Origin of the sequence: Enterobacter cloacae complex sp. 277I4, assembly GCF_050031465.1 — a bacterium.
GTDB classification, from domain to species: domain Bacteria; phylum Pseudomonadota; class Gammaproteobacteria; order Enterobacterales; family Enterobacteriaceae; genus Enterobacter; species Enterobacter cloacae.
The window spans coordinates 4,447,925-4,459,571 of record NZ_JBLGWC010000001.1 but is presented as its reverse complement, the minus strand read 5'-3'; the positions used below and the strand labels follow the sequence as shown (position 1 = coordinate 4,459,571).

Annotated in this window: 9 protein-coding genes; 2 read left to right on the top strand and 7 right to left on the bottom strand. The window is 57.8% G+C overall.

The annotated features are described in order from the left end of the window. Window positions 1-65: 65 nt before the first annotated feature. The 4 genes from sstT to ACQG19_RS21670 form a co-directional block, all read right to left on the bottom strand. Window positions 66-1,307 carry a serine/threonine transporter SstT gene (gene sstT / locus ACQG19_RS21685; protein WP_013098858.1) on the bottom strand — a complete coding sequence of 414 codons (1,242 nt, stop codon included), beginning with the start codon at window positions 1,305-1,307 and terminating at the stop codon, window positions 66-68. Between the two features lie 210 nt (window positions 1,308-1,517). After that, window positions 1,518-2,483, bottom strand: coding sequence for a TerC family protein (locus ACQG19_RS21680; RefSeq protein WP_013098857.1), 966 nt, complete (start codon window positions 2,481-2,483; stop codon window positions 1,518-1,520). A 251-nt stretch (window positions 2,484-2,734) separates the two neighbouring features. Then, the gene (locus tag ACQG19_RS21675) at window positions 2,735-3,733 is read right to left on the bottom strand and encodes a Gfo/Idh/MocA family protein (protein WP_013098856.1); all 999 of its coding nucleotides are present in this window, start codon (window positions 3,731-3,733) and stop codon (window positions 2,735-2,737) included. A gap of 70 nt (window positions 3,734-3,803) precedes the next feature. Further along, window positions 3,804-4,307 carry a YgjP-like metallopeptidase domain-containing protein gene (locus tag ACQG19_RS21670; protein ID WP_013098855.1) on the bottom strand — a complete coding sequence of 168 codons (504 nt, stop codon included), beginning with the start codon at window positions 4,305-4,307 and terminating at the stop codon, window positions 3,804-3,806. A gap of 85 nt (window positions 4,308-4,392) precedes the next feature. On the opposite strand from ACQG19_RS21670, the gene rlmG reads away from it, so the two are divergent. Further along, window positions 4,393-5,529: a 23S rRNA (guanine(1835)-N(2))-methyltransferase RlmG gene (rlmG, locus tag ACQG19_RS21665; protein WP_013098854.1), complete on the top strand. Its 1,137-nt coding sequence runs from the start codon at window positions 4,393-4,395 to the stop codon at window positions 5,527-5,529. Here rlmG and ACQG19_RS21660 read toward each other — a convergent pair. After that, window positions 5,526-7,547 carry an NADPH-dependent 2,4-dienoyl-CoA reductase gene (locus ACQG19_RS21660; RefSeq protein WP_246932444.1) on the bottom strand — a complete coding sequence of 674 codons (2,022 nt, stop codon included), beginning with the start codon at window positions 7,545-7,547 and terminating at the stop codon, window positions 5,526-5,528. The two genes, rlmG and ACQG19_RS21660, sit on opposite strands and share 4 nt — an antisense overlap. Before the next feature lie 264 nt (window positions 7,548-7,811). Here ACQG19_RS21660 and ACQG19_RS21655 point away from each other — a divergent pair, with 264 nt between their 5' ends. Next, window positions 7,812-8,987 carry an IS4 family transposase gene (locus ACQG19_RS21655; RefSeq protein ID WP_038418736.1) on the top strand — a complete coding sequence of 392 codons (1,176 nt, stop codon included), beginning with the start codon at window positions 7,812-7,814 and terminating at the stop codon, window positions 8,985-8,987. A gap of 26 nt (window positions 8,988-9,013) precedes the next feature. On the opposite strand, the gene lsrK is transcribed toward ACQG19_RS21655, so the two are convergent. Then, the gene (gene lsrK / locus ACQG19_RS21650; protein ID WP_038985773.1) at window positions 9,014-10,606 is read right to left on the bottom strand and encodes an autoinducer-2 kinase; all 1,593 of its coding nucleotides are present in this window, start codon (window positions 10,604-10,606) and stop codon (window positions 9,014-9,016) included. Between the two features lie 35 nt (window positions 10,607-10,641). Continuing rightward, the gene (gene lsrR / locus ACQG19_RS21645; protein WP_013098851.1) at window positions 10,642-11,610 is read right to left on the bottom strand and encodes a transcriptional regulator LsrR; all 969 of its coding nucleotides are present in this window, start codon (window positions 11,608-11,610) and stop codon (window positions 10,642-10,644) included. Between the last annotated feature and the right edge of the window lie 37 nt (window positions 11,611-11,647).

Sequence of the window (11,647 nt, the reverse complement as noted above, 5' to 3'; positions counted from 1 at the left end):
GACCCTCTCCCACGGGAGAGGGGACAAACACTAAAAACGGCAACCTCAGGGTTGCCGTTTTGCTGTTAACCTCGTAATGCGTTCTTCGCTAAACGCGCATCTTCCGCCTGACAGGCCGCAGCGGTGAACAGCACGTCGGTAGAAGAGTTCAGCGCCGTCTCACAGGAATCCTGCAGCACACCGATAATGAAGCCGACTGCGACCACCTGCATGGCAATTTCGTTCGGGATACCAAACATATTGCACGCCAGCGGGATCAACAGCAGAGAGCCGCCCGCCACGCCGGATGCGCCACAGGCACACAGCGAGGCCACCACGCTCAACAGCAGCGCCGTAGGCAGATCCACCGCGATACCCAGCGTATGCACTGCCGCCAGGGTCAGCACGGTGACGGTGATCGCCGCGCCCGCCATGTTCACGGTTGCACCCAGCGGGATAGACACGGAGTAAGTATCACGATCCAGATTCAGTTTTTCCGCCAGCGCCATGTTAACCGGAATGTTAGCTGCAGAGCTGCGGGTAAAGAAGGCGTACACGCCGCTTTCACGCAGGCAGGTCATTACCAGTGGATACGGGTTGCGGCGGATCTGCCAGAACACCAGCAGGGGGTTAACTACCAGCGCCACCAGCAGCATGCAGCCAACCAGGACGATCAGCAGCTGTGCGTAGCCCCACAGCGCGTCAAAACCGGTGGTTGCCAGCGTAGAGGAGACCAGACCAAAAATACCGATTGGGGCGAAGCGAATAACGATTTTCACCATGAAGGTCACGGCGTTCGAGACATCGTTAACCAGGTTTTTCGTGGTCTCATTACCATGACGCAGCGCGAAGCCCAGCCCAATTGCCCAGACCAGGATGCCAATGTAGTTTGCGTTCATCAGCGCCGTGATTGGGTTAGAGACCATGCTCATCAGCAGGCCACGCAGCACTTCCACAATCCCGGATGGCGGCGTGACATCACCGGCCGCGCTGGTTAGGTGCAGCGTAGACGGGAACAGGAAGCTAAATACCACGGCGGTTAAGGCAGCGGAGAAGGTGCCCAGAAGATACAGGAAGAGGATCGGCCGAATGTTGGTTTTTTGTCCGTGTTGGTGGTTGGCAATCGACGCCATGACCAGCATCAGAACCAGTACCGGTGCCACGGCTTTCAGTGCGCCAACGAAAAGGGTTCCAAGCAGCCCCGTGGCTTCTGCAGCAGGTTTTGACACCATAGCCAGCAGAATACCCAGTACCAACCCGACCAGAATTTGTTTTACAAGGCTGCCCTGCGCCAGGCGCGCGAACAGACCGCGTGATTGTGTGCTCATACGTTATTCCTGAGTGAAATTGCGTTCCATCCTGGCTGTGCTCTAAGGCACATTTATGTCCGGATGTAAGTATTTGTTTGCCTGGTTGAGTATCAGGGAAAGCGAGGAAAGGCGGAAGAGTAAAATGCTGGATTTTACGTGTTGCGTCATGTTTTTTAACTATTGATTAACGAAAGCGCCGGGTGGCGCTGCGCCACCCGGCAAAACGCACTACGCCTGCTGCTTTTTATCGTGCTGGCGGTTAACCCAGGTATTGATAATCAGCGTTACCAGCAGAATGCCAAACACCACGCCGAGCGAGATGGCAATCGGGATATGGTAGAAATCGACAATCAGCATCTTGATACCGATAAACACCAGGATCACCGACAGACCGTACTTCAGCATTGAGAAGCGCTCAGCCGCGCCTGCCAGCAGGAAATACATCGCACGCAGACCGAGAATAGCGAACAGGTTAGAGGTCAGCACAATGAACGGGTCGGTAGTGACGGCGAAGATAGCCGGGATACTGTCCACGGCGAAGATCACATCGCTCAGCTCCACCAGAATCAGCACCAGCAGCAGCGGGGTGGCGAACAGCAGGCCATTCTTGCGGACAAAGAAATGCTCGCTCTCGATTTTGTCCGTCATGCGCAGATGACCACGGATCCACTTCACCAGCGGCTTATCACCAATACCGGTTTCGTCTTCTTTCGCCAGCGCCATTTTAACCCCAGTGAACAGCAGGAACGCGCCAAAGACGTACAGCAGCCATTCGAACTGGGTTATCAGCCAGCTACCGGCGAAGATCATGATGGTACGCAGGACGATTGCCCCCAGCACGCCGTAAACCAGCACGCGACGCTGCAGGGCAGCAGGCACGGCAAAGTAGCTGAACAGCATCAGCCAGACGAAGACGTTATCAACCGCCAGCGCTTTTTCAATCAGATAACCGGTGAGGAAGGCGAGCGCCTGAGGATCAGCCACCGCACGGCCTTCGGTCGAGGCCAGATACCACCAGAAGGCGGCGCAGAAAAGGAGTGAGAGGGATACCCACACCAGCGACCAGACGGCGGCTTGCTTGACGCTCATACCGTGCTCGCCGCGACGGCCCTGCAAAAAGAGGTCGATTGCCAGCATGATGAGCACGACAACCGCGAATCCGCCCCACAACATTGGAGTGCCGACAGAATGCATACTATTTTCCTTACACATAAAAAACAAAAACGGCCATGGTCAGAAGACGATAGCCGTTAGCTTTTTATGCATAGACCTCGCCTTCCGGCAAGGTCTCACTTACAACCACGAAGGTTGCCCGGCGACCGGATGCGGTTTTGCACGCATCGTAATGACGATCCACCGGCAAGGAAGTTACTCCCCTTTGCTCGTAACAAAATATGTCAGACCATCAGTTTCGTCAATGGTCCTCAGTCATTCATTACACAGCTTTACGCGATAGCTTCAGTACTCACGCCGTCTGCCGGGAAAACCACGCCGGTCTGGCGACGGATTTCCGTTTGCAGCTTCGCCGTGGTGCGGCTTATCGCAAGCCCCGGGTGATTCACTTCGTTGTCTTCCACCAGACGGGCGAAGACCTCTGCCTCATAGAGCATAGTGTTAATATGCTGAGGCTGCGTCAGCTCCTGCGCTTTACCGCCGCGTGGCACAAAGCTCAGCTTCTGGCATTCGGAGATCTTCTCGATAACCAGCGATCCGTTTTCACCCTGAATTTCACTTGGCAGGACGGAGTCACTCACTTTGGAGTGCTGCAGCGTGACGCTGAAATCACCGTAATCCAGCACCACGACACCGTGTGCATCCACGCCGCTCTCCAGCAGGCTGGCAGTGGCCGTTACGCCGTGCGGCTCGCCCCACAGGGCAACCGCAGAGGCCAGGCAATAGAAACCGATGTCCATAATCGAGCCGTTGGAGAAGGCCGGATTAAAGGTGTTCGGGTTCTCGCCGTCCAGATAACGCTGGTAGCGCGACGAGTACTGACAGTAGTTAATAAAGGCTTTGCGCACTTTGCCCACCTTCGGCAAAGACTGCTGTAGCAGCAGGAAGTTCGGCAGGCTGGCGGTTTTGAACGCTTCGAACAGCACCACCTGGTTGTCGCGGGCGCACTGAATGGCGGCTTCCACTTCCTCGATATTCGAGGCCAACGGCTTCTCGCAAATGACATGTTTTTTGTGGCTGAGGAAGAGCCGGGTTTGCGGGAAGTGCAGGGCGTTCGGGCTGGCGATATAGACCGCGTCAATGGCGTCGCTTTGCGCCATCTCATCAAGCGAGGTGAACAGATGTTCAACCAGATAATCGTTCGCGAAGGCCTGCGCCTGTTCAAGGCTGCGGGAATAGACGGCGGTGAGCTTAAGTTTGCCGGTTTCGTGGGCGGCGTCGACGAACTGGCGCGTGATCCAGTTCGTACCAATGACTGCGAAACGTATCATAAACGTTTACGTACTCCATAGCGGGGAACCTTTAGCCACTGTAGCACGTGATTGTTGCAAAACCAGTGCGCTACTGCGCATTACTCTTTAACGATAAATGCGTAAGCCACAAACGGGTATCAAACTCCAGCTGATGGTACTGTGGCTCCATATGGCAGCACAGGGAATAGAACGCCTTGTCATGCTCTTTTTCCTTCAGGTGCGCCAGCTCGTGCACCACGATCATCCGCAGAAAGGCTTCCGGTGCGTTGCGAAAGACGGTGGCGACGCGGATCTCGGCTTTTGCTTTTAGCTTACCGCCCTGTACGCGTGAAATGGCCGTATGCAGGCCGAGCGCGTTTTTCAGCACGTGGATCTTGTTGTCGTACATCACTTTATTGATGGGGGGTGCACTCTTCAGATACCGGTTTTTGAGATCCTGCGTATACTGCCAGAGGGCCTTATCGGTCGCGACATCGTGCGTGCCGGGATAACGTTTTTCCAGCACCGCCCCCAGTTTTTGCTCGGCAATTAACGTGCGTACCTGGGAGAGCAAATGCTCCGGGTAGCCCTGGAGATAAGTCAGCTGGTTCATCAAAACCCCAAAATAAGTTGAAAACGGGTATACTCACGCACCCTTTTCAGGGATAACGCCGAAATTTTACCATTCAGGAGGGCCGATGAGCCACTTAGACAACGGTTTCCGTTCACTCAACCTTAAACGTTTCCCGGAGACGGACGACGTTAACCCGCTTCAGGCGTGGGAAGCGGCGGATGAATATCTGCTGCAACAGTTGGATGACACTGAAATTCGCGGCCCGGTTCTGATCCTGAATGATGCCTTCGGAGCGCTGGGCTGCGCCCTGGCGGCGCACACGCCTTACAGCATTGGCGATTCATACTTAAGCGAGCTGGCGACGCGTGAAAACCTGCGTCACAACGATCTCGATGAATCCAGCGTGAAGTTCCTCGACAGCACCGCAGACTACCCGCAGGCGCCGGGCGTGGTGCTGATCAAAGTGCCAAAAACCATGGCGTTGCTGGAGCAGCAACTACGTGCATTACGGAAAGTCGTTACGCCAGAGACGCGCATCATCGCGGGCGCGAAGGCGCGTGATATTCATACCTCAACGCTGGAGCTGTTCGAGAAAGTGCTGGGCCCGACCACCACGACGCTGGCCTGGAAAAAAGCGCGCCTGATCAACTGTACCTTCAGCGCGCCGGAACTGGCTGACGCGCCAGAGACGCTGAGCTGGAAGATGGAAGGCACCGACTGGACCATCCACAACCATGCGAACGTCTTCTCACGTACCGGCCTTGATATCGGCGCACGTTTCTTTATTGAACATCTGCCGGAAAATCTGGAAGGGGAGATTGTGGATCTCGGCTGCGGTAACGGCGTGATTGGCCTGACGCTGCTGGCAAAGAACCCACAAGCCAGCGTGGTCTTCAGCGACGAATCGCCAATGGCGGTAGCCTCGAGCCGTCTGAACGTGGAAACCAACATGCCAGAGGCGCTGGATCGCTGTGAGTTTATGATCAATAACGCGCTGTCCGGCGTAGAGCCTTTCCGCTTCAACGCCGTGTTCTGCAACCCACCGTTCCACCAGAAGCACGCCCTGACGGATAACGTCGCGTGGGAGATGTTCCACCATGCGCGCCGCTGCCTGAAAATCAACGGCGAGCTGTATATTGTGGCGAACCGTCACCTGGACTACTTCCACAAGCTGAAGAAGATTTTCGGTAACTGCGTCACCATCGCCACCAACAACAAGTTCGTGGTGTTGAAAGCGGTGAAGCTGGGACGTCGTCGCTAAATAACCAGTGCAAGCTGGGTGCCCTGCGCAATGGCCCGCCGCGCATCCAGCTCCATTGCCACATCGCACCCGCCGATCAAATGCACCGTTTTACCTGCCTCACGCAGCGGATCCGCCAGATCGCGCTTTGGCTCCTGCCCGGCACATAAAATCACATGATCCACGCGCAGCAGCTGTGGCTCACCACCGATCATGACGTGCAGGCCGTCGTCGTCGATCTTCTGATAGCTCACCGCCGGGATCATCTTCACGCCGCGCGAAAGCAGGGTGGCGCGGTGGATCCAGCCGGTTGTTTTCCCCAGTCCTTCACCCGGCTTACTCGCTTTGCGCTGCAGCATGACGATCTGCCGTGGGCTTTTCGGCAGCTGTGGCCCTTCCGGGCGCAGGCCGCCGGACTGGCTCAGGCTGGTGTCGATGCCCCATTCCACGCAAAATTCGGCAATGTTCTGGCTGGTGGCCTCGCCCGGCTGGCTTAAATACATGGCGGTATCAAAGCCGATCCCACCGCAGCCGATAATGGCCACGTTTCCCCCAACCGGCGCTTTATCGCGCAGCACATCGAGATAGCTCAGCACCTTAGGATGATCGATACCCTCGATCGCAGGCGTGCGCGGGGCGATCCCGCTCGCCAGGATCACCTCGTCGTAATCCAGCAGATCTGGCGCACTTACCCACTGGTTGAGCCGCAGATCCACACCCGTTAGCTCGATCATCCGGCGGTAGTAGCGCAGTGTTTCATAGAACTCCTCTTTGCCGGGGATCTGTTTGGCAATATTAAACTGCCCGCCAATTTCACCTGCGGCATCGAACAGCGTCACGCTGTGCCCGCGCGACGCCGCATTTACCGCAAACGCCAGCCCCGCGGGGCCCGCCCCGACAACCGCCAGGCGTTTTGATTTGTCTACCGGGAGCACCGGCATTTTGGTTTCATGGCAGGCGCGGGGGTTAACCAGGCAGGAGGTCACTTTCCCGACGAAGATCTGATCCAGACAGGCCTGATTACAGCCGATGCAGGTGTTGATCTCATCCGCCCGCCCGCTTTGCGCTTTGGAAAGCAGTTCTGCATCTGCCAGGAACGGACGCGCCATCGACACCATATCGGCATCGCCGCGTGAGATGACATCATCCGCCACCTGCGGATCGTTAATACGGTTAGTGGTCACCAGCGGAACAGACACTTTGCCTTTCAGCTTGCGCGTAACCCACGTGAATGCCGCGCGCGGTACCGGCGTGGCGATAGTCGGGATGCGCGCCTCGTGCCAGCCAATCCCGGTATTGATGAGGGTGGCACCGGCGGCTTCAATCGCCTGCGCCAGCTGGACGGTCTCGTCAAACGTCCCGCCGCCTTCCACCAGATCCAGCATCGACAGGCGGAAGATGATAATAAAGTCAGCGCCCGCACGTTCGCGCACGGCGCGTACCACTTCGACGGCAAAGCGCATACGTCGCGCATAATCGCCGCCCCATTCGTCGTCACGCTGGTTAGTGCGGGCGGCGAGGAATTCGTTAATCAGATAGCCCTCGGAGCCCATTACCTCGACGCCGTCATAGCCTGCTTCACGCGCCAGCGCCGCACAGCGGGCGAAGTCGTCAATCAGCGCCAGCACTTCATCGTGGCTGAGGGCATGCGGCTTGAAGCGGTTAATCGGTGCCTGAATGGCCGACGGTGCCACCAGATTGGGCTGATAGCTATAACGCCCGGTATGCAGGATTTGCAGGGCAATTTTACCGCCTTCGCTGTGAACGGCATCGGTCACAATGCGATGGTGCGGCAGCTGTGACGCATCGTTAAGCACCGCTCCGCCTTCCATCCCCACGCCTGATGGCGCGGGAGCCACCCCCCCGGTGACAATCAGCGCCACCCCGTGGCGCGCGCGTTCGGCATAAAAGGCCGCCAGACGCTCGGCCCCGTCCGGATGCTCCTCCAGCCCGGTATGCATTGAGCCCATCAACACGCGGTTTTTGAGCGTTGTGAACCCCAGATCGAGGGGGGCGAATAGCGACGGGTAGCGGCTCATAGTCTCTTCCAGTGTAAAATTATTGTTATGTGGTCGGATGAGTTACTAATTTAGCCAGCACGAAGTAAAAGGGAAAAGGGGAATGCAGTGATTGTGATGGGATTCAAATATTGGTGTGGCCTGATGCCCTCACCCTAACCCTCTCCCACAGGGAGAGGGGACTTAATCTCCCTCTCCCTTAGGGCTGAGGGTTCCCCAGAAAAATGAAAAGCACGATGAAGTGTGATCTACTGGTTGCGCTAACAAATCAGAAGAGACCTCATCGTGCCTTTACAGACAGTCTGCCAGAAATTTTTCTCCGCGTCTTTACCGGATGTTCACAGCTTCCGGATTAATGTCCTTGTTTCCATGGCCGTTGCCCTCACGCACGGTGCGGATCTGACCCTGACCAGCCTTGGTCGCACTCTTCCCGGCAGAGCGCACGTCAAAAATAAAATTAAACGTGTTGACCGTGCCCTGGGTAATACCGCCCTTCACCGGGATATTCCCCGTATTCAGCACCTGCTCACACATACCATCACCTCCCTGATGCCCTTCTGTGTGATTGCTGTCGACTGGACAGGCTGGCATGACAGGAACTGGTATCTTCTGCGGGCAAGCCTGGTCTGTAATGGTCGCTCACTGCCGCTTATGAGTGAGGTTGTCCCCGCAGAGCTGGCGCAGAACAGTGATGTACAGTGCCGCTTCCTTGACCGCCTGCATGATGCCATCCCGAAAGATAAAGCCGTCACCATCATTACGGATGCAGGCTTCCGGACAGACTGGTTCCGGCATGTCAGCCAGCTGGGCTGGAGCTTCACCGGCAGGGTCAGGGGCTGCATCAGCTTCCGGCTGGACGGAGATAAAAAATGGATGAAAATCAGTGAGCTTGAGGCTACCGGACAACCGGTCTGCGTGGGTTACGGTGTCCTGTCCCGTAAACCACGAACGCCCTGTTACGGCCGGTTCTATCTGCATAAGCGCCCTGACGCAGGGCGTCAGGGAAAAGGGGGGATGCCGAAAACACAGCGGGAACACCGCAGTAGCGCGCGGGAGCCCTGGCTGCTGTTCAGTAATGCAGAGGGACTGGAGCCGCACCAGATAATGGCCCTGTACAGCCGCAGAATGCAGATAGAACAAAACTTCCGGGACGACAAAAGTCCACGCTTCGGGTTCGGTCTGAGGCTGAGCCGGAGTCAGGGAAAAGGGCGACTGGAAGTGCTGAATATGGTCGCGGCAATGGCAAGCCTGGTGATGTGGCTGGCAGGTTACAGGGCAGAAAGGCAGTGTTTACACTGGCACTATCAGGCAAGCAGCATCAGGCACAGACGGGTGCTGTCATACCTGAGTCTGGCAGAAGAAGTCATCCGGCATGAGCCCGGGAAAGTGAGACGGCTGAATATAGTTAACGAGATGAAAAAGCTGGGAAAAGAGTACAGTAATATGGTCATGGTGGCATGACCATATTACTGGGGATCCCTCAGCCCTTAGGGAGAGGGCCGGGGTGAGGGGGAACGCACCAGCCCCGGTGCCTGCCACATTGACGTCGTCAGCCCGCTGTCCACCAGACCGAGCTGGTCGGCGTACACCGCCTGCCACTTCTGCATCATGCCATCGTACAGCGCCCGGTGCTGCGGGTTCGGGGTAAACTCGCGGCTCCATTTCACCAGCCGCTCGCCGGTGGTGGCCATATCCGCAAACAGTCCTGCCCCGGCTCCGGCGGCAATGGCGCAGCCCAGCGCCGTCGCCTCTTTCACTTCCGGTACGCGCACCGGCAAACCGGTGACGTCACTTAAAATCTGGCTCCATAGCGCCCCCTTCGAACCGCCTCCGGCAAACACCAGGCTCTCGAAGTTAACGCCGGAGAAACGTGAGATTTGCGCCAGGTTGCAGGCCGAGACAATCGCCGCGTTCTCTTCCAGCGCGCGGAACAGCGTCGCTTTGTTGCACTTTTCCGGGTCGATGGAAAGGTTAATAAACGACGGGGCGGCGTGGTACCACTGCTTAAAATGCATCGCGTCGGAGAAGATGGGCATCACGCCATGCGAACCCGCGGGCACCCGGCTCGCCATCTCCTCGAGCAGGGAATAGGTGTCCATCCCCATACGTTCGGCGATCAGCTTCTCTTCCGCGCAGAAGGCGTCGCGGAACCAGCGCATGGTCAGGCCGGTGAAGAAGCTGATCGATTCCGCCTGCGCCATACCGGGGATGACGTGTGGGTTCACGCGAATATTCATCTCAGGATCGGTGCGCACCTGCGGCAGATTGACCACCTGCTGCCAGAAGGTACCACCCAGCACCGCCGTTTGCCCGGCGCGGACCACGCCCAGCCCCAGACAGCCCAGCTGCACGTCGCCTCCGCCCATCACCACAGGGGTGCCTTCACGCAGGCCGCTCTGCTGCGCGGCCTCTTTAGTGATAGCGCCCAGCACGGTGCCGGTCTCTTTCACCGGAGAGAGGATATCGGCGCGCAGCCCGGCCATATCCAGCAGTGCTGGCCGCCAGTCGCGGGAGAAGAGATCCAGCATCCCCGTAGTGCCCGCATTTGATGGATCGACCGCCAGCTCGCCGGAGAGCTTCGCCGCCAGCCAGTCGCTGATCATGGTAATAGTGGCAGCCTTGCGATAGATATCCGGGCGATGGTGCGCCAGCCACAGCAGACGCGGCATGGCGCTCAGGGCCAGGGTCTGGCCGGAAACGTCGTACACTTCGGATTCAAACTGGTTGTCGTGGATCTCTTTGAGTTCGGCCACCTCGCGGCTGGCGCGGGCGTCGACGTTGGCGCAGGCCCAGATGGCCTCACCGTTGCGGTCATACAGCACGATCCCTTCGCGCATGGAGCAGCAGGCGACGGACTGGATATCCGCCGCGCTCAGGTGCGCGCGATCCAGCGCCTGGTGGATGCACTGGCAGGTAAGCCGCCAGTTGGTATTGAGGTCGAACTCCATCGAGCCCGGCACATTTTCCACGCTCAGGTGCTGCCACTCGGCCTGACCCACGGCAACCTGGTTGCCCTGCAGATCGAAAATAACGGCACGCACGCTGCCTGTCCCTGCATCTAACGCTAAAAGGTAACTCATGAGTTTGCCTCGTTGTTAGCGCAGGGCTTACCCCGTTACGTCAGGGCCAGCACCGCGCGGGCTGTTGTCTCTTCCGTCACCAGGCCATTGATACGGCGACCTTTCAGTGCGGCGTAAATCGCATCGGCTTTCTCAACACCGCCGGCCACGCCGACGATGGTAGGTAACTGCGCCAGTTCATCAAGCGTGACGCCCAGCAGTTCTTTGTGGATCTCCAGCTCTTCAACGCACTCTCCTTCGGCAGTGAGGAAATAACCGAGAATGTCGCCGACGGCCCCTTTACGGGCATACATCAGCTGTTCACCTTCGCTGATGTAGCCTGAGCGCAATATCGTTGCATCACGACGCTGGTTCACGGACCCAATCCCGACCACCGCCACGTCGGCCGCCGTTGCGGCGAGGATCACGTCCCGCACGCTGGTTTCACGTTTTAAGATCCCAGCCACCTCGGCGGAGGAGACGCGAAGCGGGGCGGGGATCATGCTGACGCTGCATGCCGCGTCCAGCTGGCCGATACCGGTCATATACGGCCCCACGCCGCCGGAAAGGGTCACCAGGCGGATCTGCTGCGAGCTGATAAAGCCGCTCAGATGCTGCAGGCTGCTCATGGTGGTTTCACCAAATCCCACCGCTAACAGCTGGCCGGGTTCCAGCACGCCCATTAACGACTGCGCGGCACCAATGCCTAACCGCACGTTCATTGGTGGGGTATTCAGTGCTGGCAGCACGCGCACCAGCTTTAGCCCAAAGCGCTGCTGCAGTTCGGTTTCCAGTGCCAGACAGCCCTCATAGCGGGAGTTGATCTGCACGCGGATCACCCCTGACTGGCGACCTTTCTCCAGCAGGCGAGAGATCTTCAGGCGCGGCAGGCCGAGCCGTTCGCCAATGTCGTTTTGCGTCAATCCGTCGTGGTAGTAACACCAGGCCACGCGGGCAACCAGCTCCTCTTCCGCCAGTGCCAGCCCGGCAAACCGACCTTCTTCCGCAGTGCGTTTATCGCTCATAATTGAACTCTTATAAAAATTTAGATCATATGTTCGT